General features: G+C 65.4%; 28 protein-coding genes. 11 read left to right on the forward strand and 17 right to left on the reverse strand.

What is annotated here, in order from left to right; all coding sequences use genetic code 11:
- The first annotated feature begins 18 nt into the window (after positions 1–18).
- Both IE191_RS01625 and IE191_RS01630 read left to right on the forward strand, forming a co-directional pair.
- Positions 19–1,044: a Rieske 2Fe-2S domain-containing protein gene (locus IE191_RS01625; RefSeq protein ID WP_191322585.1), complete on the forward strand. Its 1,026-nt coding sequence runs from the start codon at positions 19–21 to the stop codon at positions 1,042–1,044.
- A 128-nt stretch (positions 1,045–1,172) separates the two neighbouring features.
- A complete protein-coding gene (locus tag IE191_RS01630) occupies positions 1,173–1,541 on the forward strand; it encodes a PRC-barrel domain-containing protein (RefSeq protein WP_191322586.1) in 369 nt (122 codons plus the stop codon).
- Between the two features lie 189 nt (positions 1,542–1,730).
- Here IE191_RS01630 and IE191_RS01635 read toward each other — a convergent pair whose 3' ends face one another.
- The 3 genes from IE191_RS01635 to IE191_RS20970 all read right to left on the reverse strand — a co-directional run bounded on the left by IE191_RS01635 (position 1,731) and on the right by IE191_RS20970 (position 3,936).
- The gene (locus tag IE191_RS01635; RefSeq protein ID WP_191322587.1) at positions 1,731–2,465 is read right to left on the reverse strand and encodes a Crp/Fnr family transcriptional regulator; all 735 of its coding nucleotides are present in this window, start codon (positions 2,463–2,465) and stop codon (positions 1,731–1,733) included.
- Between the two features lie 243 nt (positions 2,466–2,708).
- Entirely contained in the window at positions 2,709–3,623 is a 915-nt protein-coding gene (locus IE191_RS01640) for a Crp/Fnr family transcriptional regulator (protein WP_191322588.1), read from the reverse strand.
- On the reverse strand, positions 3,544–3,936 hold the full coding sequence (locus IE191_RS20970) for a hypothetical protein (RefSeq protein ID WP_229815024.1): 393 nt from the start codon (positions 3,934–3,936) through the stop codon (positions 3,544–3,546). The genes IE191_RS01640 and IE191_RS20970 overlap by 80 nt, the downstream gene beginning before the upstream one ends.
- On the opposite strand from IE191_RS20970, the gene IE191_RS01645 reads away from it, so the two are divergent.
- The 6 genes from IE191_RS01645 (at position 3,929) to IE191_RS01670 (ending at position 7,935) form a co-directional block, all read left to right on the forward strand.
- On the forward strand, positions 3,929–5,092 hold the full coding sequence (locus IE191_RS01645) for a hemerythrin domain-containing protein (protein ID WP_191322691.1): 1,164 nt from the start codon (positions 3,929–3,931) through the stop codon (positions 5,090–5,092). The genes IE191_RS20970 and IE191_RS01645 overlap by 8 nt on opposite strands.
- Positions 5,093–5,154: 62 nt before the next feature.
- Positions 5,155–6,102, forward strand: coding sequence for an HWE histidine kinase domain-containing protein (locus tag IE191_RS01650; RefSeq protein WP_191322589.1), 948 nt, complete (start codon positions 5,155–5,157; stop codon positions 6,100–6,102).
- Between the two features lie 263 nt (positions 6,103–6,365).
- A complete protein-coding gene (locus IE191_RS01655) occupies positions 6,366–6,941 on the forward strand; it encodes a DUF4142 domain-containing protein (RefSeq protein WP_191322590.1) in 576 nt (191 codons plus the stop codon).
- A 182-nt stretch (positions 6,942–7,123) separates the two neighbouring features.
- Entirely contained in the window at positions 7,124–7,330 is a 207-nt protein-coding gene (locus IE191_RS01660; protein WP_191322591.1) for a cold-shock protein, read from the forward strand.
- A gap of 4 nt (positions 7,331–7,334) precedes the next feature.
- A complete protein-coding gene (infA, locus tag IE191_RS01665; RefSeq protein WP_191322592.1) occupies positions 7,335–7,589 on the forward strand; it encodes a translation initiation factor IF-1 in 255 nt (84 codons plus the stop codon).
- 112 nt (positions 7,590–7,701) lie between these two features.
- A complete protein-coding gene (locus tag IE191_RS01670; RefSeq protein ID WP_229815025.1) occupies positions 7,702–7,935 on the forward strand; it encodes a hypothetical protein in 234 nt (77 codons plus the stop codon).
- A 21-nt stretch (positions 7,936–7,956) separates the two neighbouring features.
- On the opposite strand, the gene IE191_RS01675 is transcribed toward IE191_RS01670, so the two are convergent.
- Positions 7,957–8,634 carry a hypothetical protein gene (locus tag IE191_RS01675; RefSeq protein ID WP_191322593.1) on the reverse strand — a complete coding sequence of 226 codons (678 nt, stop codon included), beginning with the start codon at positions 8,632–8,634 and terminating at the stop codon, positions 7,957–7,959.
- A gap of 86 nt (positions 8,635–8,720) precedes the next feature.
- A complete protein-coding gene (locus IE191_RS01680; RefSeq protein WP_191322594.1) occupies positions 8,721–8,909 on the reverse strand; it encodes a hypothetical protein in 189 nt (62 codons plus the stop codon).
- A 265-nt stretch (positions 8,910–9,174) separates the two neighbouring features.
- Between IE191_RS01680 and IE191_RS01685 the strand changes: the two genes are divergently transcribed.
- Genes IE191_RS01685 through IE191_RS01695 form a run of 3 tightly spaced genes read left to right on the forward strand, consistent with a single transcriptional unit; the run spans position 9,175 to position 11,579 of the window.
- Positions 9,175–10,182 carry a manganese catalase family protein gene (locus IE191_RS01685; protein ID WP_191322595.1) on the forward strand — a complete coding sequence of 336 codons (1,008 nt, stop codon included), beginning with the start codon at positions 9,175–9,177 and terminating at the stop codon, positions 10,180–10,182.
- A gap of 1 nt (position 10,183) precedes the next feature.
- Complete coding sequence (locus IE191_RS01690) at positions 10,184–10,699, forward strand: ferritin-like domain-containing protein (protein ID WP_191322596.1); 516 nt, start codon at positions 10,184–10,186, stop codon at positions 10,697–10,699.
- Positions 10,700–10,730: 31 nt separating this feature from the next.
- On the forward strand, positions 10,731–11,579 hold the full coding sequence (locus IE191_RS01695; protein WP_191322597.1) for a ZIP family metal transporter: 849 nt from the start codon (positions 10,731–10,733) through the stop codon (positions 11,577–11,579).
- A 47-nt stretch (positions 11,580–11,626) separates the two neighbouring features.
- Here IE191_RS01695 and IE191_RS01700 read toward each other — a convergent pair whose 3' ends face one another.
- The 12 genes from IE191_RS01700 to IE191_RS01755 form a co-directional block, all read right to left on the reverse strand.
- Complete coding sequence (locus tag IE191_RS01700) at positions 11,627–13,843, reverse strand: hypothetical protein (protein ID WP_191322598.1); 2,217 nt, start codon at positions 13,841–13,843, stop codon at positions 11,627–11,629.
- 158 nt (positions 13,844–14,001) lie between these two features.
- Entirely contained in the window at positions 14,002–15,591 is a 1,590-nt protein-coding gene (locus tag IE191_RS01705; RefSeq protein WP_191322599.1) for an alpha/beta hydrolase, read from the reverse strand.
- Positions 15,592–15,637: 46 nt separating this feature from the next.
- Complete coding sequence (locus tag IE191_RS01710) at positions 15,638–16,267, reverse strand: hypothetical protein (protein ID WP_191322600.1); 630 nt, start codon at positions 16,265–16,267, stop codon at positions 15,638–15,640.
- Positions 16,264–16,536 carry a PadR family transcriptional regulator gene (locus tag IE191_RS01715; RefSeq protein WP_229815026.1) on the reverse strand — a complete coding sequence of 91 codons (273 nt, stop codon included), beginning with the start codon at positions 16,534–16,536 and terminating at the stop codon, positions 16,264–16,266. Before IE191_RS01715 ends, IE191_RS01710 begins: the two co-directional genes overlap by 4 nt.
- Positions 16,537–16,639: 103 nt before the next feature.
- Positions 16,640–18,289, reverse strand: a complete 1,650-nt coding sequence (locus tag IE191_RS01720) for an AMP-binding protein (RefSeq protein ID WP_191322602.1) — start codon at positions 18,287–18,289, stop codon at positions 16,640–16,642.
- Entirely contained in the window at positions 18,286–19,689 is a 1,404-nt protein-coding gene (locus IE191_RS01725; protein ID WP_191322603.1) for an aldehyde dehydrogenase family protein, read from the reverse strand. Before IE191_RS01725 ends, IE191_RS01720 begins: the two co-directional genes overlap by 4 nt.
- A gap of 74 nt (positions 19,690–19,763) precedes the next feature.
- Complete coding sequence (locus IE191_RS01730) at positions 19,764–21,962, reverse strand: TonB-dependent receptor (protein WP_191322604.1); 2,199 nt, start codon at positions 21,960–21,962, stop codon at positions 19,764–19,766.
- Positions 21,963–21,992: 30 nt separating this feature from the next.
- Positions 21,993–22,460: a cytochrome c family protein gene (locus IE191_RS01735; protein WP_229815027.1), complete on the reverse strand. Its 468-nt coding sequence runs from the start codon at positions 22,458–22,460 to the stop codon at positions 21,993–21,995.
- Entirely contained in the window at positions 22,457–22,930 is a 474-nt protein-coding gene (locus IE191_RS01740) for a c-type cytochrome (protein ID WP_229815028.1), read from the reverse strand. Before IE191_RS01740 ends, IE191_RS01735 begins: the two co-directional genes overlap by 4 nt.
- Positions 22,927–23,493: a methylamine dehydrogenase light chain gene (locus tag IE191_RS01745; RefSeq protein ID WP_191322605.1), complete on the reverse strand. Its 567-nt coding sequence runs from the start codon at positions 23,491–23,493 to the stop codon at positions 22,927–22,929. The genes IE191_RS01740 and IE191_RS01745 overlap by 4 nt, the downstream gene beginning before the upstream one ends.
- 3 nt (positions 23,494–23,496) lie before the next feature.
- A complete protein-coding gene (locus IE191_RS01750; protein WP_229815043.1) occupies positions 23,497–24,087 on the reverse strand; it encodes a redoxin family protein in 591 nt (196 codons plus the stop codon).
- Entirely contained in the window at positions 24,087–24,548 is a 462-nt protein-coding gene (locus IE191_RS01755) for a MauE/DoxX family redox-associated membrane protein (protein WP_229815029.1), read from the reverse strand. The genes IE191_RS01750 and IE191_RS01755 overlap by 1 nt, the downstream gene beginning before the upstream one ends.
- Positions 24,549–24,561 lie beyond the last annotated feature (13 nt).

Raw genomic sequence — 24,561 nt, forward strand, 5'->3', positions numbered from 1 at the left:
AGCGACGGAGAGAATGCGATGAAAATGCTGCGCAATGCGTGGTACATGGCCGGCTGGGCGGACGAGATCGGCGAAGCGGGCTTGGCACGGCGGATCGCCGGACAGCCGCTGTTCCTTTATCGCCTGCACGACGGCAGCCTGGCCGCGCTGCTCGATCGCTGTCCACACCGCTTTGCACCCTTGTCCAAGGGCACCCGCGATGGTGACAAGGTGGTCTGCGGTTATCACGGGCTGACGTTCACCCCCGACGGTCGCTGCGCGCACAATCCCTTCGGCGAGCGCATTCCAGCCGGCGCCACCGTACCGAGCTTCGCGGTTGTGGAACGCGACGGCATTGCCTGGGTCTGGGCCGGTGACGCGGCGGCGGCCGAACCCTCGCGAATTCCCGATTTCAGCTTTGTGCCCGATACGGCCCACAGCCGCACCGTGCGGGGCTATACCCTGATGCAGGCCAACTATGCTTACGGCACCGACAATCTGCTCGACCTGTCGCACATCGAATTCGTGCACAAGGGGACGTTCGCGGGCCAAGGCGTGATTTTTGCTGGGCAACACAGTGTCACCGTGGAGGGCGAAACGCTCCATTCGAACTGGTGGATGCCCGACATCGCGCCCCCGTCGGTTGCCCAGGGCGTGTTCCCCCCCGATGCGAAAGTGGATCACTGGCTAGACATGCGCTGGAACGCACCCGCGTCGATGCGGCTGCACGTGGGTGTAACCCCACGCGGCGCGGCGCGCGATGCAGGCTTCGAAGTGCCGCAGGCCCATATCCTCACCCCGGCCGACGAGCATACCACGCATTATTTCTGGTCTTCTACGCGATTCAACGACCTCGACAACCCGGCAGTCGATGCCATGCTGCTGGCCCTGTTTGGCGAGGCTTTCGACCTGGAAGACAAGCCGATGATCGAGGCCGCCTATGACAATGTGCGCGGTCGCGATTTCTGGCAGGAAAAGCCGCTGTCGCTGGGCATCGACCAAGGCGGCACCCGCGCGCGGCGCATGCTGGAGGCGATGATCGCGCGCGAAGGCGCCCCGGGCTGACACCGCCGCGCACCAGCATAGGTCAGTTTTTCCTTCACCCTGCCACGCCCTCGCGTCGTCCGAACGCGTGGCCGGCGGCGCAAGGGCCTGCTGCGGGTTGGCTTGAACGAAAGTGAAGGAGACACGCCATGGCCCACGATATCGCCACCGACGAAACCACCCGACTGATCGCCTCTGACAAAGTGGAAGGCACGGCCGTCTACAACGCCATGGGCGAGCGGCTGGGCTCGGTCTACAACTTCATGGTCAACAAGCGCAGCGGCGAGGTCGAATATGCCGTGCTGCAATTCGGCGGCATTCTCGGCTTTGGCAGCGATTACTATCCGCTGCCGTGGAACGCGCTCAATTATGACAGCGGCCAGGGCGGCTATGTCGTCGATCTCGATCGCGCCACGCTGGAAAGCGGCCCGCACTATGGGACGGAGGACGAACCGGTCCACGATCTCGAATATGGCCGGCAGGTCTACAGCCACTATGGCCTGTCCTACCCCTATTGACCCGCTCGCAGCGCCCCTAAGAGGCTGACCGGAAAGTGGGGCGGCGGAGGTTTGGCGAGGGATTTTGGGTCACCACAAGAAGGCTGAGAGCCCAGCGATGCTGGAAGCATCGTGGCGAACAGCCGACGCCGTGGTGGCGCAAAAGACCCGCCAAACCGACCCGCAGGACTTTTCGGTCAGCCTCTAAGTTCATGGCTCCAGATAAGCGGGGTCGAACAAGGTGCGCTGCGCCAGCGCCTGCCTTTTCAGCAAATGCAAGGTGCGCTGCTCCAGGCGGATCAGGCCCTCGCTGCGCATCTCGCGTAAGACGCGGTTGACATGCACCGGACTCAGGCCCGTCGCCTCGGCCAGTTCCACCTGCGTGACCGGGAAAGCAAAGCTCTGGCTCTGGTCAGAACGCGTAACCATGCCGATCGTATCGAGGCGGTGGCACAGCTCGCAGAACAGGTGACCAAGGCGCTCGAACGCAGTGCGCTGCCCCAGGTTGACCAGCCAGCGCCGCTCGATGGCTTCGGCAACACGCTCCTGCCGAGCCAGGGCCAGGGCCATCCCGCTGCTCTCGCTCGCAATCTGATCCCAGGCACCGGCATTGATCGGCACGATCATGGCCGGGGTGAGCGCAATCACCGAAAAATCCAGCCGCATCGCGCCACTCGGCCGCCACAGCACGTCTCCCGGCAAGGCAAAGCCGGTGATCTGCCGCCGGCCATCGGGCAGTAGCACCAGACGCTGCGCCCATCCTTCCAGCAACACTTGCACCGCGCCGGGGCGATCGCCCTCGCGCAGGAATTCCCGACGCGGGGGCACACGATGGCGTGGCACCGCGCAAAGCCGCTCGATCGCGCGCAGGTCGGTTTCATCCAGCGGGGCGTAGCGAGCCAGCCGCCGGCCCAAGGCGTTGCACGGCATGAATGCTGCGCTCAACGCCGGCCGATCACGCGCGACGCAAGCGCGGACCCGGCGGTCTTGGTGGCCGCCACAACAAGATATTCGCAGTGGCGCGGCCGCATGACATCCCCGATCGTTACAGCGCTTTGCGACCAATCTGGATCGCCGCGCCTGCGCCGGCCTGATGAAAGGACTGTCACAAGCCCTTCTACACATATGTAAAGGTGCAACATCTTTTCTTGTTCTTGCTTCATTTGTGCTGGCCCAGCCGTGGCGCGATCAGGCCGCCTGCGGCACGTTTGGACCGGCCGCGTCGCCCGAAACTTCGCCAAGGCGCTGCAAAGCCATCAGGTCACGCACCTGCATCCACCGGCCTTTCAGATCGAGCAGCCCTTCGCCGCGCAAGGTCTGCAACACGCGGTTCACGTGAACGGGAGAAATTCCCACGATGTCGGCCAGGTCATATTGTGTCAGCGGCATCGCGCAGCGATCCTGGATCACGCGGTTGCGCGCCTTGAGCCGTGCATGGAGTTCGCACAACAGGTTGCACAATCGTTCGGTGGCGGTCATGCGGCCGAGGTTGAAAATCCATTTCTCCCGGTTGCGCAACAGGGTGAGCATGGCATCAAGCACGCGGATCGTGCTGTCCTCCTCATGCGGCGCGCGCGCCTGGATGCGGCCATGCGGCAGCACGCGTGCCCGCACCCGCGTCAGGGCAACGATCGGCAGCGTCGCTCGCCCCTGCAACAGCCATTGCGGTTCACAATAGTCGCCGGGCAGAAACAGCGTGATGATTTGGCGCCGCCCGTCGGGCAGCAAACGGTATTGTGCGGCCCATCCATCTTCGATGCGCAGCACGCAGTCCTTGGTTTCTCCGGCGCGGGCGAGATAGTCGTGGCGGCGGAACATGCACACCGGGCCGGTCGGCCGGTTGGTCTCCTGCGTCATATCCTGTCCCTTGATGGTGGCGCGATGCCATTGTCGAATCAGGACAATTTTAAGTAACCACCACTTCGGACCATTTACATAGGTTGGCTTTGCCGCCCTCGGGAGACCGGCCGTGCCGCATAGCCGATGAGCCGAATTATACCCGAATGGACATCTTGAAAATCGCTTACCTGGGATAGCCGCCCGGATAATTGTCGTCAGCCGAACGCTGTCCCTTCGCAACCGGCGATGATGCCGCACCATCATGCGCCAGACGCCGCACCGATCCTGTGCGGCCGCCCACCAACGCGAAGGAGAACGGCCCGATGGCCAGCAACAGCCCCCCTTCCCCGGAAAACACCACCAAGGCTATATCCGGCACCGTCCCGGCCAATGCCGCCGCGCCAGGCGCCAGCGCGTCGGCGCCAGAGACCAAGGCCACCGCGGGCGCCCCGGCGAAGTCCGGCAGCAAGCCCAATGGCAGGACCGCCACGCGGCGCACGTCTGCTGCAAAGTCTTCGGCGCACGACAATTCGGCGCATGCCAAGAAGTCCGATGGTGAGGCGATCGCGATGCTCAAGCAGGACCACCGCCGCGTGGAAAAGCTTTTCGCGGAATACGAAAAGGCAGGTGATGATCGCAAGGACGCCATCATTCAGGACGTGTGCCACGCGCTGACACTGCATACCATGCTGGAAGAAGAAGTGTTCTACCCGGCGTGCCGCCATGCCGCGCGCGATGAAGACCCGCTAGACGAGGCACAGGTTGAGCATGACAGCGCCAAGGTGCTGATCGCCGATCTGGTTCGCGCCCGTCGCGATGACCCGTTTCGCGACGCGAAGGTCAAAGTCCTGGCCGAGCAGATCCTGCACCACGTCAAGGAAGAAGAAGGCGACGACGGCATCTTTGCCCGGGCCGGCAAGGCCGGCGTCGACACGCCCGAACTTGCCGCGCAGCTCAAGGAACTGCGCAGCGAACTGGAAGCCGAAGACCGGCTTCCTCCTCAGGCGCCGGTATCGTTCGGCGCTTCCCCCCGGGCCGAGGCCCGCAATACCCAGGAGAGAACCATGGCAAGTTATCAAGGACGCGACAATGGCGGTCGCGACGATCGCGGCCGGTTTGCCGGCCAGGGCGGACGCTATCGCGAAGACGATGATCACCGCGGCGGCCGCAGCAGCCAGGATCGACCGCGCGACGAGGAAGGGCGCTTCATGAGCGACGATCGCGGCCGTTCGAGCCGAAGCCACGACGACGATCGTGACTATCGGGGTCGCAGCTCCAGCAGCCGCGACGATGATCGCGGCGGGCGCAGTGGCAACCGCGGGCATGGCGGCTGGTTCGGCGATCCCGAAGGGCACTCGCAGGCCTCGCGCAAGGGCTGGGAACGCTCCGACCATGAAGGCAGCGGCTGGTATGGCGACTCGCGCGGCCATTCCGAAGCCTCGCGCCGGGGCTGGGAAAACTCCGACCACGAAGGCAGCGGCTGGTACGGTGACCCGCGCGGCCATTCCGAAGCCTCGCGCCGGGGCTGGGACGATCGCGACCGGTCGTCGCGCGGCAGCAGCGGACGCCATGATGACGATGACCGCCGCAGCCGCTACAGCCGCGATGACGACGACGACGACCGGGGAGGCCGTCGCGGGGGGCGCGACGACGATCGCGGGCACGGCGGATGGTTCGGCGATTCCCGTGGCCATTCCGAAGCTTCGCGCAAGGGTTGGGATAACCGTCATTGACGCGACAATCCCTGAAAACGGCCGGCTCCCTCTGGGGGGCCGGCTTATTGCGTGGAGGCGCCATGACGCGGATCGAAGTGGTTCGCCGCGCCATCCTGCTCGATCTCGCGACATGGCATAGCGTCGTTGGCGCGATACTGGCTTTGGCCGTGCCCACGATACTGCGCTGGTGGCTGGATGGCTTGGCAGACGCGGCGCCTCATGTGCTGTATTGTCCTTTCATTCTGTTCGCAGCGGTTTTCCTCGGCTGGCGCGCCGCGTCGGCCGTGGCGGCCATCGCCACACTAGTCGTGAACGTACTGTTTTCCGGTCTCCTGGCGCCAGACGGCGTGGCCATGCCCGTGGCGAACCGGACGCTACTGGCTGCGCTGTTTCTGGTGGTGGATCTGGCCCTGATCGCCGTTGGCGATACCTTGCGTCGCACCGTGCGACAGTTGGAAGCGCTGGCGCGCCAACAGGACATCGTCGTGCGCGAAATGTTTCATCGCGTGCAGAACGCCCTGGGCGTGGTGCAAGCGCTGATCCGCGTATCCCGCGCAGACGACGATCCGGAACAGTTCCGGCAGGAATTGCTGGGCCGGGTCCAGGCTCTGGCCAATGCCAACCGCCTGCTTGATGCAAGGCGCAAAGACAGTGACAGTACGGACTTTGGCCTGACTGTGGCAGCGCTGGTGCAAGTGGCCATAGCGCCCTTCCACAATGCCGAGGCCTTCATCGTGCGCGGCCCGCCCGCGTCGCTGGAGCGCGATGCCGCCTATCACCTGCTGCTTTTGCTGCATGAATTGTGCACCAATGCGCTCAAGCATGGCGCCCTTTCCACCGACACCGGCCAGGTGACCATTCGCTGGAACCAGGCGGGCGTGATCGACTGGCAAGAAACGGGCGGTCCATCCGTCAGGCCACCCGATCGCCAGGGGCTGGGCTCGCGTCTTTTCGCACGCCAGCAGCATTGGGTGATCGAACGCTCCTTTGCGCACGACGGCTTTTCCTGCCGCATTGCGCCCCGGTGACGGGGCAAATCGCTTACCCATGTTGTCGATGCGAAACGCCGGCCGCTCGGTACGCATTGGCCATTCAACGATCATGGGAGACATTCGATGCCGCATCTGCCTTGCGTTCCGCCGGCGCTGCCGGTCGTACCGCCCGCCCTACCCATCTCGCCATGGAACGATCATCGTCCGTCGCCCAGCAGCAACCGCTGGCCGGGGCTTTCGCCAAACGCTGTCCGCATCGCACCCTCGCGTGCGCGCCATTGAACGGCTGGAGACACGCCATGCACCGCCACACCGCTTATGCCGTGCTGCTGCCGCTGGCCGCAAGCTCGCAAACCATCGCCGCGCAACCCGCGATCGAGGCCGCGCGGCCCGCAGCATCGACCAGTGCCGCACTCAATGCGGCAACCTATCTGGCCAAGGCCGCCGCAGGTGATCGCTTTGAACTGGAGTCCGCGCGGCTCATTCTGGCCAAGGCCCCCGATCCGCAGGTCGCCGCCTTTGCCCGCATGATGATCGAGGACCATAGCCGCTCCAGTGCCCGCCTGGCCCAGGCAGCGCGGCAAGACGGCCTTGCCATGCCGGCACCGGCGCTGGATTCTACGCAGACGGCGGCATTGGACGGATTGCGCCAGGCCCAGGGCGCCACCGCGCAACAGGTCTACCTGGCGGGCCAGCGCGATGCCCATACCGCAGCCCTCGCCCTGCACCGTGCCTATGCCGAACAGGGTGACAAACCCGCCCTGCGCGCCGCCGCCAATGCCATCGTTCCGGTCGTTGCCCACCATGCCGACATGCTGAGCCGGATTGCCAGCCAAACAGCCACAGCCCCCGATGCGGCTCCGGTAAAAAATTGACAGAACAGGGCCAGCGTGCCATAAGGTTATCTGCTATCGTCGCCTGCGACGGATTTTGATGCCCTTTGACTGCTGGCAAGTTTTATTTCCGCAGAACTGGGTGGATCCTTCCTTTCTCTCGCTACAAGCTCCGCTGGTGCTTTTGCCAGCGGGTTCTCCTGTTTCGTGAAAAGGAAACACCCATGCCCATCGGCACCGTCAAATTCTTCAATACCGACAAGGGTTATGGCTTCATCGCGCCCGATGGCGGCGGCAACGACAGCTTCGTGCACATCAGCGCCGTCGAGCGTTCGGGCATGGCGACCCTGAACAAGGACCAGCGCGTGAGCTTCGAGCTGGAAACCGATCGGCGCGGCAAGGAAGCAGCCGTCAACCTTCAGTCGGTTTGATCCCATGGCCAAAGAGGATCTGCTGACCCTGGATGGCCAAATCGACGAAATCCTTCCAGACGGGCGCTTTGGCGTCCTTCTGGAAAACGATCACCGGATCATCGCCTACACGGCGGGCAAGATGCGCAAGTTCCGCATCCGCTCGATCGTGGGCGATCGGGTCCGCGTCGAGATGACACCCTACGATCTCACCAAAGGTCGTATCGTCTATCGCGAAAAGATCGGCGGCAGCCCGGCTGCGCTCCGCAAGCGACGCTAGAGCGCGAGCGACTTTGACTACGTCAAAGCCGGCGCTCCAGCATTTTGATTTGCCGCATTTTTCGATTCCTCAGGTGACCCCACCTGCCTTGAAAATGCTCTAGGAAACGCCCGTGTCTGAAGCGCAGGAATTCTATCTTCGCCAAGTGGCGATCAGCGCGCAGGCGGCCAGCGATTCCAGCTTGGCCAACCAGCGTGACAAGCACTTGCGTTCTCAGGCCGCGTGGCAGGCCCTGGCCGATCGCGCGGGCAAGACCGCCGCGGCCAAGGCCGCCAACGAGATCGAGAAAAAGCTCACGGAGGCGAACGTTTCCACTCCCCTCGGCGACGGTCACTCCCTTCCCTAGTTATCTGGCCCATGCCGATCATTATGGGCGATGCGGTTTGACAGCCTCGCCCAGGCTCTTGGCGGAATGCGCCGCAATGGCGTCGGACTGGCGGGCCGCATCAAGAAATTCGGTTTGCGAGGCAACGGTATAGTTGCACCCGACAAACAGGTGGTCGCTCGGCGGGGCAGGCGGTACCTCTCCCCCGAATGCCTTGGCGAGCATCGCGGCCGTGGCATTGCCGGTTGGCTCGAACACGCCGATCATCGGGCCGCTGTCGGGATCGACGAAGCGGTAGTATTGCTCCGTCCCCTTGATCGGAGCGCGTTCCAGCTTGTGCGCGGCGATGAACGCCTCCACCTTCTGGCGCGGCCACAGCGTCACCACCCAATTTTGCAGAAAATAGACCCGATCGACCGGCTCCTCGAACAAGCGGGCCGGTTGGCTCAGCCTGTAGCCATAGAGGCCGATCATGCCTTCGGTCGCCTTGTCGGCTCCGGCATCCTCGCCAAGTTCATGCATCCACGCCGGTGGCTTCCCTTCCAGAAACAGCGGCCCGGCAAAGGCTTCCAGCGCCTCGTGAGAGCGGCACGACAGCGCATCGCTCAGCGCCTGCGGGGTCAGTGCCACTTCCGGCTCTGCCTCATCCTGTGCCCTGGCGACGGGCGCGAGCGTTACCAGCGCCGCGCCGGCAAGAACAGACAGCAACCCTGTTTTCATGAAGCTTCTCCGCAAGTTGGGCCGTGACAGCCCAACCAGAAAAGCCCATTCCAGGCAACGGTTCCAGTGGCTTGCGCCATCGCGGCTCAGGGCTGGGATGCCTTGCGGTCGGCCAGCGGGTAGTCCTCGGGCTTCACCTGCCCCACGTTCGGCCGCTTTTCCACCGGCTCTGGCGGCTCGCCGCCGGCAGTGCGGGCATCGCGACCGTCATTGGTGGGGATGACATCCCCGGCCGGGCCAAGCCGCTCTTCCACCGGACTGTGTACCTTGCTCATGATCGATCTCGCTTTGCAGAAAGAGTGCAACAGGCTGGCAATGCGCGGCCAGCGCGATCGGCCCACTGTTCACCACATGGGTTGGCAAACAGAGGCGCCACGGCCTGGAAACGGGCCGATCCGCATACACAGGTAAGCGGCAGGTCGCCTGGAACGGAACAGGCCGCGCAACGGCCCATTGCCTGCTGGACCGCCACGAAAGGCTCACCCCAGCCTCGCCGCATTGCAGCGGCGCACGGTGACACTCCAGACGAGGACCGACGTCATGTTCATGCACAACAAGCGGCTGCAATACACGGTGCGCGTTGCCGAACCCAACCCTGCCCTGGCGGCGATGCTGCTGGAGCAGTTCGGCGGCCCGGACGGCGAACTGGCCGCCGCCATGCGCTATTTCACGCAAGGGCTGGCGGAGGACGATCCTGGCCGCAAGGACATGCTGCTCGACATCGCGACCGAGGAATTGAGCCATCTGGAAGTGATCGGCTCGATCGTCGCCATGCTCAACAAAGGCGCCAAGGGCGCCCTGGCCGAAGCGGCAATGGGCGAAGCGGAACTGTTCATGGCGCTGAACGCGGGCGGCGTCAGCCACACCGAGTCCCTGCTCTATGGCGGTGGACCATCGCTGACCAACAGTGCCGGCGTGCCCTGGACAGCGGCCTATATCGACAGCCGGGGTGACCCGACTTGCGACTTGCGCTCCAACATCGCGGCGGAAAGCCGGGCCAAGATCGTCTACGAGCGCCTGATCGCGATCACCGATGATGCCGGCATCAAGGATGCGCTGGGCTTTTTGATGACGCGCGAAATCGCCCACCAGAAGAGCTTTGAAAAGGCGCTCTATTCCATTGCCGACAACTTCCCGCCGGGCAAGCTTCCGGGCCTTGCTGCCTATGCCGATCTCTATGTCAACACATCGCAGGGCGAAGGCGATGCGGTTGGCCCGTGGAACCAGGGCGAGCAGTGGAACCGGCTGGACGACGTGGCCGGCAACCTGCCGCTGGACGACGGCGACGGGCAGGCCAGCGTCACGCTGGGCGCGCAGGACCAGACCAACACCGCCGCGATGATGGCCAGACTCCAGTCCAACCCGGCGATCGATCCTTCGACCGGGGTCACGCTGGGCGCGGGGCCCGGCGCCGGCAAGGTGGATGATCAGGACTATGGCGGTGCCGCATCCATGGCCGAAGCGCGTGCCATGGCAGATGCGAAAAATCCCGCCGATGCGGCACGTCCTGCCCGCCATGAAAAAAGCACGCCTTCGGGAGAAAACTGAGATGATCGATCGAGATGCCGTACGGCACATCTTTGTGGTGGGTTTGCGTGACGCCCATGCCATGGAGCATCAGGCCCTTTCGCTGATGGATCGCCAGATCAAGCATCTGGCCCACTACGCCGAAGTCGAAACGCGCTTGCGCAGCCATCGCGGCGAAACCGAGGCGCAGATTGCGCGGCTGGAAACGATCCTTGCCGGGCTGGGCGAAAGGCCCAGCATGGTCAAGGACCTGACCATGGAACTGGGTGCCAACCTCCAGGCCATGGCGCACATGATGGCCCCTGATGAAATCATCAAGAACAGCCTGGCCAACTTCGCGTTCGAGAACTTCGAGATCGCGTCGTACAGCGCCTTGCTGGTCATGGCAGCGGAAGGCGGCTTTGCCGATGCGACACCGCTGCTGGAGCAATCATTGCAAGAGGAACAGGGCATGGCCGCGTTCCTGGAGGAAACCATGCCGCTGGTGATCCGTCGCTATCTGGCGCTGCGCGCCGGGGGCGAGACGGCAAGCCATTGATGCCGCGGGCAGCAACGGGGGCCAGCCGGTGATGGCAAATGCCGTGGCGGCCGGTTGCCTTGCCAGCCTGGGCACTGGCCTCGCCACCGGCCTCGGCGCTATGCCCGTACTTGGCTTGCGGCGGGCCGATGCGGTGCGGGACCGAGCCTTCATGGCCTTTGCTGGAGGCGTCATGCTCGCGGCATCGATCTTTTCGTTGATCCTGCCTGCAATTCGCGCGGCACAGGCGCAAGGAATGAGCACCGCCCCGGCGACCGCCGCCGTGCTGGGGGTCACTCTGATTGGCGCGGGCGCCATGGCCCTGTTGGGCCGTTGGCTGCCTGCGCCAGAGGGCATTGCCGAGGCGCCCCACACCAGCGGCGATGCCCTCACTTCTACCGGTCCATGCCGGTCTCAACCCGGTCTGCCCCGGCCGGTGTGGGTGCTGTGCCTGGCCATCGTGGTGCACAACATTCCCGAAGGCGCCGCCGTGGGTATGGCGTTTTCGGAAAGCAGCGCGAGCGGCGGACTGGCTACCGCCGTCGGGATCGGCCTGCAAAACCTGCCGGAAGGCCTGGCGGTCGCCTGTGCGCTGGCCAGCACCGGCATGCCCTCGCGCCGCGCGTTTTTCGGCGGCGCGGCATCCGGCCTGGTCGAACCGGTGGCCGGCGCCGGCGGAGCCGTGCTGGTCGCCTTGGTCCAGCGCCTTTTGCCGTGGGGACTGGCACTCGCCGCCGGGGCGATGCTGCTGATCGTGCTGCACCAGATCCTGCCGGACATCATCCGCCATCGCCGGGAACGAACGCCATCGTACCGGCGCACGACCGCGCATGATCTGCCGGCCTATGCCTTTGCCGGTGGCATGGCGATCATGGGGGTGCTCCATGTGACGCTGGGGTGATCGCGGACTCGCCACAGCGCGTGGCCACGGAACGCAAGGTCGAGCGGTCAGTCCGTATCCGTCCAACGCAGCACCAAGGCCGCATCGGCCGGCAGCCGCGCTTCCAGGCGATTGCCTTGGGCGGTGAACGGCATGGCCTGCCCGTCTGCCGTGATCAACCGGGGTGCGAGCGTTGCTGTGAGGGTGCCGCCATGCTCGGGCACGAGAGCCAGCCGAGCTTGCGATCCCGCCGGTCCATCGATCCGCAAGGTCAGCGTATGCGCGTCGATCTGGTGCAAGGCGCGCACGAATACGTCGCACCACAGCAGGAACGGCACCCCGGGAATGCGACGAAACGCGCGCGTGGCATAAATCATGGCCGCTCCGCAGCCATAGATTTCCTGCCCGACCTGGCCGGCTTTCTGGCCGTCGGGATAGAGATCCTCCAGCGGGAAGTTGAGGTCGTGCTTGATGTAGCCGTTGCGGATGCCGTGATCGGCCACGCCGTCTTCGGGCAGAGCATCGGGATAATAGAACCAGGCGCGATCGAGCGCATGGCGGCAGTATTCGCTCAGCAGCAGGCGCACCGACGGGATCAGGTCCGGCCCGCCGTAATCCAGATAGCGCTCGAACGCGGCAAAGCTGTCAAAGCATTCGTAAGCCGCCATGTAGGGCGCATCCTGCAAGCAGGTCACGCCCAGGAAATTGCGCCAGTGGCGCGACAGGCCGATCTCGCTCTGCCAGATCTGGCTGTTGTGGAAGAAGCTCGCGAGATAGACATAGCTTTGCTTGAGATAGTCCTTCCGCTCGGTGATCCGCCACAGCCGGATGCAGGCCGCCGCGCCCCAGGCGGTGAGATTGGCCTGGTAGTTCAATTCGAAACGCATGCCCTTCGCCGCATCGATGGCGCGCATCGCTTCGTCCACATAGCGCCGGTCAAGCGTGAGTTCGAAGGCCTGGAGCATGACCCAGGCATAGATCCCGCCCACGTCGGTCTGCCCGCGTTGGTCCGCCTCTGCCACGGCCTGGATCACCGAGAAATCGCGGATGTCATAAAGGATCGGCCAACGGTAGGAAAAGTGCCGCGCGGCGCGGATGCCATAGTCGATCGTGGCGAGGAACAGGGCGCGCGCGTCCTGGTGCCCCGCAAGGGCCAGGTTCGCCAGATTGAGCATGGGATGATAGAGATACCAACTATCCACCGCGTTGGGGTTCTTGTCCTTGCCAACATTGGGCAGATAGCGGCGTAGCGTACCGAGCGAGCGATCGTGAAACCCCTCAAGGCCGGCAAGGATCGCGCGCACCAATGGATGGCGCAGCCCCTGCCAACGCGCCCAGTCGTCCACCGCAGAGGCGATCGCCAGTTGCACCATGACGTCGGGATATTCGCTTGCCGTATAGGGATGGAAATAGGTGTGGCCAAAATGCTCGATCCGCGCTTCGGGTGCGTGCAGCAGGTCTTCGACGGTTGCGTCTGCCCGCGCCGGCCAGTTGCGAAATTCAGCCTGCGGCGGCGCAAGCCAGGGATAGATCGCCCCGATCATGTCAAGAAACTGCCAGGCACTGTCGCCCTCGTCCCGCTGTGGATAGGCGCGCACCGCCAGGATGGTGTCGTAGAGCACCAGCGTTTGCCCCTGGCGCAGCACGGCCTGATCTGTTTCTGGATCGAGCGGCGGCGAATAGCCTAGTTCGGGCCAGTCGCAACGCACGGCGTTTTCAGGTTTTGAACCCGTGGCGTTGAAATAGGGGTTCAGCGACGACAGGTTCTGCACATAGAGCACAGCGCCCATCTGCGGCCGATCGAGCGTGAAATAGAGCAGCCCGGTGTTCATCTTGCGCTGCTGCGCTTCAAGCGTGAAACCTTCAGCGTCGGGCTTCCCCTCCCGATCAAAGATCACCAGGTCGCGCGGCAACCGCCCCATGCGAAAATCGACAAGCGGCGTCACGTCATGGCGGATGCGCAGTTGCTCCAGGCCAAAGCCATCGCCAGCGACGTGAAGCGTGCCCTGCGCCATCGCCGAGCGCCATGCAATCGCCGCAATCTGCCCCTCGCATGGCAATACCCGCGCGGTGGCGTCAGCGCCGAATACCGGGACACGCAAGGCCAGCCCACCATCCTCGCCGCGGCGCGCCACCATCCACAGCGCCCCGCAACCAAAGCGGACGGATATGTCCAGCCCGCCCTGCCGGGCCTGTGCCAACAGCAGGCCTGACCGGCCAACCAGGATATCGCACGCCGATGCAACGGCCTCGGTCAATACGTCCGCGTGATCTTCAACTGCCATGCCTGCTCCCCAAGCCGTCCACGCAGGCGGCTCGGCGAGAACGTGACAGGCTGCACCCGGTTTCCTTTCGAAGACGACGGAAACTCAAATCATTTTACAGGCTTTTCATGGACTTGATAGGAAATCTTCATCCGAAGTTAGTATATACCAAGCTGTGTTCAGTGAAGCGCGACGCCACCCTGCGGTCGTGCCTCGGCAAACGCCTGCACCAACCAGCCGACAACCAGGTTCACCAGGCGGGGCGAACCGGCATTGGGACCGAGCCGCGCAATCTCCTCTTCGCCGCCGGTCACTGCGCCTTCCTGGAACCAGTGGCTCAGGCCATCGAGCACGACGACGTTCCCACGTGGATTGTCTGCCAGCGCCAGGCGGGCCTGCGCCGCTTCATCGGCGGCGATCACCAGCGGATCCTTCGAGGCAAAGACCGCCAGGACGGGGCAGTGGATCGCGCGCAGGTCAGACGCCGAATGCAGCTTGTTCGCGCCCTGGGCTTCCTCGGTGTCGATCATCGCCAGCGCGCCTTCGGCCTGGGGTCGCGCAAACCTGGCGGCCTCGAACCGCGCCACCACCGCCGCACGCAGGTTCGCAACGGTGGCCGCGTCCTTCCCGTCGATCCGTGCCTGAAGCAGCGTGATGACAGCATCGATCGCCGCGGTCGCAACATCACGCGGGCGGCCGGCAGCCACCATCTGGTTGACCAGGGCGCGGCGCAGCGCCGGCAAGCCATCACCGACAGAGCCGGCCAGGGTGACGACCGCCGCAATGCCGGGATCGGCCGCCGCCACAGCCGGGGCGATCACGCCACCCTGGCTGTGACCGACCAGCGCAATGCGGCGCCCATCGATATCTGGCCGGCGGCGCATGGCGGCGACCGCTGCGGCCGCGTCAGCGCTCAACCGCGCGATATCTTCCTTGTAGACGCCGCTCGACTGGCCGACGCCGCGCTTGTCATACTCCAGCGCGGCGATGCCATGGGCGGTGAGATAGCGGATGATCTCGGGAAAGCCACCCCGGCCATTGGGACCATGCCCCTGGATCAGCAGGACCAGCGGAAAGGGCGCGCGGGCAGGCATGACCGGCAGATGCAGCGTGCCGGCGAGCATCACGCCGGTCTCTGACGGGATGCGGACATCTTCCACCACCTGCGCCGGGCGAAACGCGGCAAAGGCCCGCATCGCCTTGGCGGCATCGGCCTTGCCGCGCTGGAACGCAACCGGCCCCAGACGCACATCGACACCGGCCAGGCCCAACGGCACGGACAGCGATTGCGGATTGGTCGCGATGTCAGGCGGCGCGATACCCTCGATCGTCACTGGCTGCCATTGCGGGGTCAGCATCACCTCCCGCGATGCGAAGCGGGCATAGCCAGGCGCCGATCCCTGAAAGCCGATCGTCACCCGCGTGTCGCGCGCGGCCCGCGCCCAGAACACGGCGGAAACAGGTTCTCCCGCCACAATCCCGTGCGGCAAGGGCATCGTGGCGCCACTCGACCAAGGCTCCACCGGCTTCGTGCCAGGTGAGACGATCACAACGCCACCGCCGGGCACGGCGGCATCGTGCTGGTAACTATAGGCTGTGCCATAGACAGCCCAGTCCTCCACTCCGACAACCGGCAGGGCAGCCCCCTGCTCTGTCGCCCGCGCGGTGGAAACAGATGCAGCCCAAAGCCGGTTGGCCCCGCCTGCATCCACCAGGCACAAGGCTGCCATCAGCAAGGCCATGCGCCTTGCCGCGATCCATTTCGTCATACCCTCTCCCGTATCGACAGGGGCCGGTCCGTGAGCGGCGCCTTTGCTAGATCAATTCCTCGCCGAGGCCTTTCGCCTGCCACGCAGCAAGCGCGGTTACGGCGGCACATTCGGCGGCGAGAATGAGGCAGGCTGGCGCCAGCGTGGCGAGGCTCAGCCCGGCGCAGGCCATGACGATCACCAGCGCCGTGATCGCCGCCGCCCCCAGCCTAGACGCCATCACCACGCGCGGCCAATCGCGATCAAGCACCCACCAGGCAAGCAGCCCATGGCAGGCGGCCAGCGCCAGCATCGGCGCGATCAGCGCAGGCGCAAGGCATTGCGTGCCCGGATCGAGCAGCGAGCGGAACGTGCCCTGCCCCCACAGAAAGCCGGCCGTCCCGGCGCTGGCCATCACGAAAGGAAAGCCGGACATGGCCGCCTTGGCCAAGAGCACGCCAATGGGCAACAGAACACCCAGCGACAGCGCGTAGCTGGTCAGCGTGAAGCGGCCCTCGCCATGCCGGGGCAACATGCGCCAGGCGCCCAGCAGACAGCCACAGGCGAAACGCAAGGCTCGGCCATCGGCCTCTGCCACGGCGAATTCACCCTGCATCGCCTGTGCCCATGGCCGGTTCTGCGCGCCCAGGCTGTGCATCGCCAGTGCCAGCACCACGCGGGAAAGCCTGCCCGTCATGCCGGCACCGCCGCGCCGCCGGGCGCGTCCTGCAGATCATTTTGCTGCCGTGCCAGAGCAAGGCCCGCCGCCGTGAGACGATAGGCATGGCGGGGCGGCCGTCCCGGCTGCTCTGGCTCGCGCCACTCGGCCTCGACCAGCCCCTGCTCCGTCATGCGCATCAGCAGCGGATAGATCGTGCCAGAGGCCAAGCCGGTTTCCTTCATCAGCTCGTACCCGTGCCACCAATCCGGAGTCCGCGCGCCAAGCGCGGCAAGCAGCGCGAGCATCTGGCGGGAAGGTCGACGATTCCGAGGCATGACTTTATTCAACATATGTAGATTTAAGAGTCAAGCCGCGTCGACCTGCCTCCTTTCCCGTGCATTTGCTGCCTTAGGAACCACTCATTTCGCCGGCCTGCGCGCGGATTTCGGCCTCCATCATCTTGCGCATCTCGAACTTCTGCGCCTTGCCGGTGACGGTCATGGCAAAGCGCTCGACGATGCGGATATGCGCCGGCACCTTGAAGTGGGCGATGCGCCCCTGGCAATGCTGGCGCACGGCATCGGCCGCCAGCGTTTCGCCGGGGCGCGGGATGATCCAGGCGCAGACCGCCTCGCCAAACTTCTCGTCGGCCACGCCAAACACCTGCGCATCCAGAACCTGGGGATGGGTCAGAAGGAATTCCTCGATCTCGCGCGGATAGATGTTCTCGCCACCGCGAATGATCATGTCCTTGATCCGCCCGGTGATCCGCACATAGCCTTGCGCGTCCATCGTCGCGAGATCGCCCGAATGCATCCAGCCATCCGCGTCGATCGCTTCGGCCGTCTTGTGCGGATCGTCCCAATAGCCGGGCATCACCGCATAGCCACGCGAGCAGTATTCGCCCTGCACCCCGCGCGGCAGAGTCTCGCCGTCCGGGCCGATCACCTTGGCCTCGGCATGGGGATGCACCCGGCCCACGGTTTCCACCCGCTCGGCCAGGGGATCGTGCCGCGCGGTCTGGGTGGTCAGCGGGCTGGTCTCGGTCATGCCATAACCGATGGTGACCTCGGTCATGTTGAGCCGCTCCATGACCGCGCGCATCACGCTGACCGGGCATGGCGAGCCGGCCATGATCCCGGTGCGCAGGGTCGAAACGTCATAATCCCCGGCGTCCAGTTCGGCGAGCACGCCGATGAACATCGTCGGCACGCCGTGCAGCCCGGTGCACCCTTCCGCGCTCACCGCTTCCAGCACGAGGCGCGGATCGAACGCCTCGCCGGGATAGACCATCGCCGCGCCACTGGTCGCCGCCGCCAGATTACCCAGCACCATGCCAAAGCAGTGGTAGAGCGGCACGGGGATGCACAGCCGGTCCTGCTCGCCCAGCCCCATGGCGCGGGCACTGAAGTACCCGTTGTTGAGGATGTTGCGATGCGTCAGCGTCGCGCCCTTGGGAAAGCCGGTGGTGCCGCTGGTGAACTGGATGTTGATCGGATCGTGCCGGTCAAGCATGGTATCGGCCTGTGCCAGACCGGCCCGATCCGGCGCCGCACGCAGCGCATCCCACGGCAGGAAGCCTGCGAACGTCTCCTCACCCAGCGCCACCATGTGCTCAAGCATGGGCAGCCGCTGCGGCCCCAGTTCGCGCAGCATCGCCACGTAATCGCTGCTCTTGAAACGCGGCGCCAGCACCAGCAGGCGGCAACCCACCTTGTTGAGCGCGTATTCCACCTCGCTGGTGCGATAGGCCGGGTTGATGGTCACCAGGATCGCGCCGATCCGCGCCGTGGCGAACTGGATCACCGCCCACTCCGCGCGGTTGGGCGCCCAGATGCCCACCCTGTCCCCCTTGCCGATGCCCAGCCGCAGCAGCCCGCTGGCCACGCTGTCGACTTCGGCGTCCAGCTCCGACCAGGTCCAGCGCAGGCTCTGGTGCCGCGACACCAGCGCCAGCCCATCGGGCCAGCGCTGGGCCGCCTGCCGCAGCGCTGCGCCGATGGTGTGCTCGATCAGGGGCTCGTCCACCGGCCCCTTGGCATACGATGGCGCATTCATCGCTTGATGTTCACCACTTGCACCTGGGCATATTCGGCCAGGCCTTCCTCGCCCTGCTCCACCCCCAGGCCCGATTGCTTGAAACCGGCCATGGGAATGTGCGGCCCGATCGCCAGGTGCTGGTTCACCCACACCTGTCCGCTCTCGATCCGCGCGGCGATGGCGGCAGCGCGGTCCACGTCGGCCGACCAAACCGAACCGCCCAGGCCATAGTCGCTGGCATTGGCGCGCGCGATCACGTCGTCCACGTCGTCGAACTTCACCAGCGGCAGGATCGGGCCGAACTGTTCCTCGTCCACGATCCGCATGCCGTCGGTCACGTCGCGCACGATCGTCGGCTGCACGAAATAGCCGGCGCGCTCCATCGCCGCGCCGCCGGCCACGATCACCCCATCGGCCCGCGCACTGTCGAGGAAGCCCTTGATCTTGTCGAACTGCATCGCGTTCTGGATCGGGCCGATCTGGGTGCCCTGCTCCAGCCCGTCGCCCACCACCGCCTCTTGCGCCAGGCGGGCGAGTTCGGCGGCCATGGCGTCATAGATGTCGGCGTGAACATAGGCGCGCTTGATCGCCAGGCAGACCTGCCCGCAATTGAGGAAGGCATTGGCAAAGATGGCCTTGGCCGTCTCGCGCACGTCCACGTCATCCAGAACGATCGCCGGATCGTTGCCGCCCAGTTCCAGCGTGACTCGCTTGAGCGTATCGGCCCCGCTCGCGGCAATGCGCTTGCCCGTCGCGGTCGATCCGGTGAAGCCGATCTTGGCGACATCCGGGTGCGCGGTCAGGTGCGGCCCCAGATCGTTGGCATCGGTGATCACGTTGACCACGCCGGCCGGAAACACCTGCGCGCAGACTTCACCCAGCAAGAGCGCGCTGGCCGGCGTGGTCGGCGCGGGCTTGAGCACGATGGCATTGCCCGCGAGCGTCGCTGGGCCGATCTTCCACAGCGCCACCAGCAAAGGGAAATTCCACGCGATGATGCCCACGACCACGCCCAGCGGCCGGTGCCTGACCACGATCTGCCCGGCGGCATCGTCCTGGATCACCCGGTCTTCCAGGCCCAGCGTGGCATAGTGGCGCAGAAACCCTTGCGTCCAGGCCACTTCGCCCTGCGCCTCGGGCAAGGGCTTGCCCTGTTCCTGCGTCAGCAGCCGGGCGAATTCATCGGCCCGCGCGCCGATCGCGTCGGCCAGGCGCAGCAGGGCTTGCTGCCGCTGCGCCAGCGGCGTGGCGCCCCAGGCCGGCTGGGCCGCCTTGGCCGCCGCGATCGCGGCATCGGCCTGCGCCACGCTGGCGCGCGGCACGGTCAGGAAAGGCTGGCCAGTGGCGGGGTTGATCACTTCCATCGTGGCATCGCCGGGCACCAATGCACCGCCGATCAACAGCTTGAAATCCGACATCTCTCTCTCCGTCATCGCGTGTCGCGTTGACCGGGCGGGTGCCTCTTTCGTCACCCGTCCCGGCCGATAGTCTATCAGAACTTGGCGCCCACCGTTACGCCGTAGGTGCGCGGATTGCCGATATGGTTGTAATCAAAGCCGAAGCCGGCCAGCAAATCCACGCGCGAGGTGAAATAGAGCTTGTTAGACAGGTTCTTAGCCCAGGCTGACGCAGTATAGCGGCCATCGGCGCTTTCCCAGTCGATATGCCCGCCAACCAGGGCATAGCCCTTCTGCTCCAGCCGCGCGATATTGATCACTTCAAAGTATTGCGCCGATTGATAGGCCACTTCGGGATGCAGCGACAAAGCACCCCAAGCACCCTTGGCCACCGTCACGTCCACCCCCGCGTTGGCTGAGAAATCAGGCGCGTTGGACAGCTTGTGCCCGGCCACATCGACGCCGCTGACCGTGCCTTTCTGGATGCGGGCGGAAAGCAGGCCCAGCCCGGCGCGCAGCGACAGGGCCTCGCTTGCGCGGATATTGAGTTCCGCCTCGGCGCCATAGATCCGGCTCTTGGGAATGTTGAGCAGGGTCTGCGCCGCAGTGGTGGGATCGACGTTGATGAACTGCTGGTTGCGATAATCATAATAGAACGCCGCCATGTTCAGCGTCACGCGCCGGTCCCACAGCCGTGTCTTGGCGCCCACTTCGTAAGAGGTCACCTGCTCGGCCTTGGCCACGCTCAACTCGGCGGGATCGAAAAAGGCCTGCGCGTTGAAGCTTGGCGCGCGATAGCCCCGGCTTACGCTGGCATAGAGCAGGTCGCCACTCGCCAGCTTGTAATCCACGCCGATCTTGCCCGAAAGGTTGTCGGTGGAAAAAGGCAGGGTGGAATTGGGAATGAGGTTCATCACCAGCACATCGTCATAGCCATAGGCGTTGGACGTAAACCCGCTCTGGGTGCCGGTATCGTGGGTATAGCGCAGGCCGCCGCGCAGCGTGAGCGCATCGGTCAACTTGTATTTCAGGTCACTGTAAAGCGCGATGCTCTTCTTCACCTGGTCGAACCGGTTGCTCACCTTGCAGGCGATGGGGAAGCCATCGGCGCAATCGGCCGCCGTGATCGATCCATCCTCGTTCACGTCCACGTCGGTGGCGATTTCGAACGACGTGCTGTTGAACACCTTTTCGCGATTGAAATAGGCACCCAGGATGAAATCGAACGGCCCGCCGAAATTGCTGGTCAGGCGCAGATCCTGCGCAAACTGGCTGGCCTTGTCGTAATAGGGGATTTCCAGCAGGCGGCTGGCCGTGCCGTCGGTATCCTCGCGGAAGAACAGCGTGCCTGCGTCATAGCTGGTGATGCTGGTCAGCGCGAGAGCGTCGGACAAGTCGATATTGGCGGTCAGCGCCACCGAATTGGTCACGGCGCGGCGGCGCGTGGCCACGTCGCTGGCGATCTGCCAGGTGGAAAGGCCGGGCCGGTTGGTCGCCTCGGGCTGGGCATAGATGCCATAGTTGTGCGGATTCTGGAAACTGTGCGAAGCGCGCAGCGTGAAGCGCACGCCATCGAGCGGCTCCCACTTCAGCGTGCCGCGCACCGCCCATTCGCGCGTTTCGGCCAGATCGGGCATGCCCGGCACCACGTTCTTGAACCAGCCATCGGCCCGGGCAAACGTGCCGGCCACGCGCAACGCAGCCTTGTCCCCCAGCGGCACGTTGACCGCCCCGTTCAGGTCCACCCGGTTGTAATTGCCATAGCCGGCGTTGAAATAGCCGCTGGTCTCGCCCAGCTTGGCATCGCGGCTGATGATGTTGACCGCGCCGCCGGTGGTGTTCTTGCCATAGAGCGTGCCCTGCGGCCCGCGCAGCACTTCCACCCGCTCCAGATCGTACATCGCCACGCCCAGGAACGCGAAGTTGCCCTTATAGACTTCGTCGTAATAGGTCGCCACCGGGCTCGACTGGTTGAGGCTGTAGTCCGACATCGAAACGCCGCGCAGCGCGAAGATCGGGGTATTGTCACCCACGATGCTGGTCAACTGGAGGTTGGCCACCTTGGTGACCAGGCTATCCACATTGGTGATGCGTGACTTGGCCAACTGGTCTCCGCCGACGGCCGAGACCGAGATCGGCACCGATTGCAGGTTTTCCGATCGCTTGGTCGCCGTCACCACGATTTCGCCCGGCGCTGATGCACTGTCCTGCGGGGGCGGCGCCTCGGCCGCGCGAACGGGGTGTGCCATGGCGATCGCAGCCAGGGCCACTCCGCCGAAAACGTGATTCCTCATGGACTTCCCTCCGTTGTATGGTTTCCCTGTTCAGTCCTGCTTGGTAGTAAAGCCTGCAACCAGGCGCGCTCTCATGGCGGCGCGCTCCAGGCGCAGGGGATGCTGTCGCAACTGGCCCAGTTCCCGCGCTGTATAAGGGCGGAAATCGGCCGGCATGTGCTGCGGATCGAATGTGTAAAGCGTCCAGTTCACCAGATTGGCGAGGCGCTGGTCATCGAGGTCGGTCGTGGCGACGCCCGGCACCCGGCCGATGAAGGCGCGTCCGCCGTCAACGCCCAGGAACTGCCCCACCACGCCGCGCATCGGCGGGTTGGAATGCCCGTCTCCGCTGCCGTCGGGGCGGTGGCAGCCCTGGCACTTGAGTTGATAATCGGTGCGCGCCTGCACCGGATCGACCACGCCGCGCATCGCCGCCGGCGTGGCGCGCGAAGACACGGTGGCGAGGCTCGCCGCGGCAAGGCCGGCCACCAGCACCAGGGCGAGCGGCCGGGCGGTCATTTGCCGCCGGCTCCGGCGTGGAGCCGGGCGACGTCAGCGGGCCCAAGAGACGCGCCGCTCTGGCGCAACCGCGCCACTTCGCCGCTGTCGAACGGGCGGAACGCCGGGCCGGTCTTGGCAATCTTCGTGCCGACATGGTTGAGCACGGCCGCCACCGCGCCATCATCCAGCCCGCCCTGCGCCGGCATCACCCCGGCATAGGGCCGCCCTTCCACCGTGATCGGCCCCATCAGCCCGCGCGTGACGGCCAGCACGATGTAGCGCCGCCCGGCATCCTTGGCCGCCAAGGCACGGAAATCGGCACCAAGCGGCGGATAGGCGCCCGGAACGCCGGCCCCGGTGCGCGTGTGGCAGGCAGCACAGCGGGCAAAGACCGTGGCTCCATCAGGCGCCGCGCGCAGCGGATGGGTCGCCAGCAGAGCGGCCCCGCCGAGCGCGACCACCGCGCCGAGCACAGCCGCGCGCTTCACTTGCCTTTCTCCAGCGCGACGCCGATCACCGCCGCCACCGAGCAGTTGTAAACGCTGCTCTGCGAGCCCAGGCACCAGTTGTAGTCGTTGTTCGACTGCGGACGCACTTGTGGGCGATCGCCCTCGTTGCGGTTGCACAGGCACTGCCCGCACGAAGAGGTGCCGCAGCAATCGTTGTAGCTGATGACATAGGCACGCCCGTCGGCCGGGTTGGTGCAGGTGCCGATCCAGGTGATCGGGCTCATTTCCGTGCCCGGCGGGCAGGTGTTCACCGTACCGCCGCAGCAGGAGCAGAGGAAGCCGTCGATTGCACAATAGCGCCAGTAGTCGCAGCTTGCCTGGTCGCCGGGATCCTGGTCCAGGCCGCTGGCCATGATCGGCCGCGCCGCGCCTGCGGGGTGGGCGCCATGCCCCCCTTCCCCACTGGCGGCACGCGCCACGGGCAGCACCGGAAAGGCAGCCGCGCCGGTCATTCCCGCACCCAGCAGCGCCAGGATGGAGCGGCGGCTGGTGCCCCGCGCCACGCGACGCGAGAAGGTTTCGGTCAGTTTGTCGAACCGCATGGCTCAGGCCTCCTTCTGGCGGCGGGCGAGGAAATCCTGGATCGAAGCAACGCCCCGCTCCTTCGCTTCGAACAGGCTTTCCAAGTGTTCGCGGCTGTTGACGAGGCCGAGCGAGGCGACGCGGCCTTCCTCGTCGAGCAGCACGGCATAGGGCAGCTTGGCGACGCCGAAAGCGCGGCCGAGTGCTTCGCTGAGCACCAGCGGCAAGCCATCGAGGCCATGCTCACGCGCCATGGCGCGATAGGCCGCCTTGCTGCCATCGCCGGCCACGACCAGGTCGAGCCAGCCCGCCTCGGCCCGCGCCGCGCTGCGCACCACCGGCAACAGCGATTTGCACATCGGGCATTCGGGCGACGCGAAGAACAGGAGCTGGCTGCGGCCCGCGCGCTTGCCGCCGATCGCCACCGGAGCACCATCGATATCGGCCAGGGTCATCGGCGTGGCTTTTTCACCCAAGGCGACATTCTGGTGCAGGGTCAAGGCGCCGGCCGGGGCAATGCGTTCATGCAGCACGCCCACCTGGCGGGCGAGCGCGGCAATCAGCAGGCCTTCGACGATCACGGCGGTCCAGAGCAGGATCTGGCTGGTCAGCATCACGCGGTCCTCCATGCAGGGCGGGGCGTGGCGAGCAACTCGCTCAGGCCCAGGTAGAGTGCCAAAAAGCCGGCAGCGGCAAACGGCGCATCGAGCGTGAATGGCGCTGCCGGCAGGGTGGAAACAGCAAGGGCCAGGGCTGCAAGGCCAGCCGGTCGGGCGACGACCGCCGCCGTCACCGGCTTGGCGCGGGCCGCCAGATCGCACCCGCAATCGAGCGTGTGGCCGCGTTGCCGCCACAGCAGCAGCGCGTAACTGGCCCAGACCGCGGCAGCGAGGACCGCGCCGATCACCCGCAACGGCGGGATCAGCAGGAAGACCGCCGCCGCCATTTCGGCAGCCCCGGCCAGCAGCAGCAGCACCGGCCCAAGCGCGGCACCGCTGCCGGACAGGCGCGCGGCGATCGGAGCCAGGCGTTGATGACCCAGCACCTTGTGCCCCGCCGATGCGGCCAGCAGCATGGCGCAAAAGAGA

The organism is Novosphingobium pokkalii, assembly GCF_014652855.1.
GTDB classification, from domain to species: domain Bacteria; phylum Pseudomonadota; class Alphaproteobacteria; order Sphingomonadales; family Sphingomonadaceae; genus Novosphingobium; species Novosphingobium pokkalii.

Coding starts and splice junctions, on each gene's coding strand:
- IE191_RS01625 (WP_191322585.1), top strand. CDS start 19: ATGAAAATGCTGCGCAATGCGTGGTACATGGCCGGCTGGGCGGACGAG.
- IE191_RS01630 (WP_191322586.1), top strand. CDS start 1,173: ATGGCCCACGATATCGCCACCGACGAAACCACCCGACTGATCGCCTCT.
- IE191_RS01640 (WP_191322588.1), bottom strand. CDS start 3,623: ATGATGGTGCGGCATCATCGCCGGTTGCGAAGGGACAGCGTTCGGCTG.
- IE191_RS01645 (WP_191322691.1), top strand. CDS start 3,929: ATGCTCAAGCAGGACCACCGCCGCGTGGAAAAGCTTTTCGCGGAATAC.
- IE191_RS01650 (WP_191322589.1), top strand. CDS start 5,155: ATGACGCGGATCGAAGTGGTTCGCCGCGCCATCCTGCTCGATCTCGCG.
- IE191_RS01655 (WP_191322590.1), top strand. CDS start 6,366: ATGCACCGCCACACCGCTTATGCCGTGCTGCTGCCGCTGGCCGCAAGC.
- IE191_RS01660 (WP_191322591.1), top strand. CDS start 7,124: ATGCCCATCGGCACCGTCAAATTCTTCAATACCGACAAGGGTTATGGC.
- infA (WP_191322592.1), top strand. CDS start 7,335: ATGGCCAAAGAGGATCTGCTGACCCTGGATGGCCAAATCGACGAAATC.
- IE191_RS01675 (WP_191322593.1), bottom strand. CDS start 8,634: ATGAAAACAGGGTTGCTGTCTGTTCTTGCCGGCGCGGCGCTGGTAACG.
- IE191_RS01680 (WP_191322594.1), bottom strand. CDS start 8,909: ATGAGCAAGGTACACAGTCCGGTGGAAGAGCGGCTTGGCCCGGCCGGG.
- IE191_RS01685 (WP_191322595.1), top strand. CDS start 9,175: ATGTTCATGCACAACAAGCGGCTGCAATACACGGTGCGCGTTGCCGAA.
- IE191_RS01690 (WP_191322596.1), top strand. CDS start 10,184: ATGATCGATCGAGATGCCGTACGGCACATCTTTGTGGTGGGTTTGCGT.
- IE191_RS01695 (WP_191322597.1), top strand. CDS start 10,731: ATGGCAAATGCCGTGGCGGCCGGTTGCCTTGCCAGCCTGGGCACTGGC.
- IE191_RS01700 (WP_191322598.1), bottom strand. CDS start 13,843: ATGGCAGTTGAAGATCACGCGGACGTATTGACCGAGGCCGTTGCATCG.
- IE191_RS01705 (WP_191322599.1), bottom strand. CDS start 15,591: ATGACGAAATGGATCGCGGCAAGGCGCATGGCCTTGCTGATGGCAGCC.
- IE191_RS01710 (WP_191322600.1), bottom strand. CDS start 16,267: ATGACGGGCAGGCTTTCCCGCGTGGTGCTGGCACTGGCGATGCACAGC.
- IE191_RS01715 (WP_229815026.1), bottom strand. CDS start 16,536: ATGCTCGCGCTGCTTGCCGCGCTTGGCGCGCGGACTCCGGATTGGTGG.
- IE191_RS01720 (WP_191322602.1), bottom strand. CDS start 18,289: ATGAATGCGCCATCGTATGCCAAGGGGCCGGTGGACGAGCCCCTGATC.
- IE191_RS01725 (WP_191322603.1), bottom strand. CDS start 19,689: ATGTCGGATTTCAAGCTGTTGATCGGCGGTGCATTGGTGCCCGGCGAT.
- IE191_RS01730 (WP_191322604.1), bottom strand. CDS start 21,962: ATGAGGAATCACGTTTTCGGCGGAGTGGCCCTGGCTGCGATCGCCATG.
- IE191_RS01735 (WP_229815027.1), bottom strand. CDS start 22,460: ATGACCGCCCGGCCGCTCGCCCTGGTGCTGGTGGCCGGCCTTGCCGCG.
- IE191_RS01745 (WP_191322605.1), bottom strand. CDS start 23,493: ATGCGGTTCGACAAACTGACCGAAACCTTCTCGCGTCGCGTGGCGCGG.
- IE191_RS01750 (WP_229815043.1), bottom strand. CDS start 24,087: ATGCTGACCAGCCAGATCCTGCTCTGGACCGCCGTGATCGTCGAAGGC.
- IE191_RS01755 (WP_229815029.1), bottom strand. CDS start 24,548: ATGCTGCTGGCCGCATCGGCGGGGCACAAGGTGCTGGGTCATCAACGC.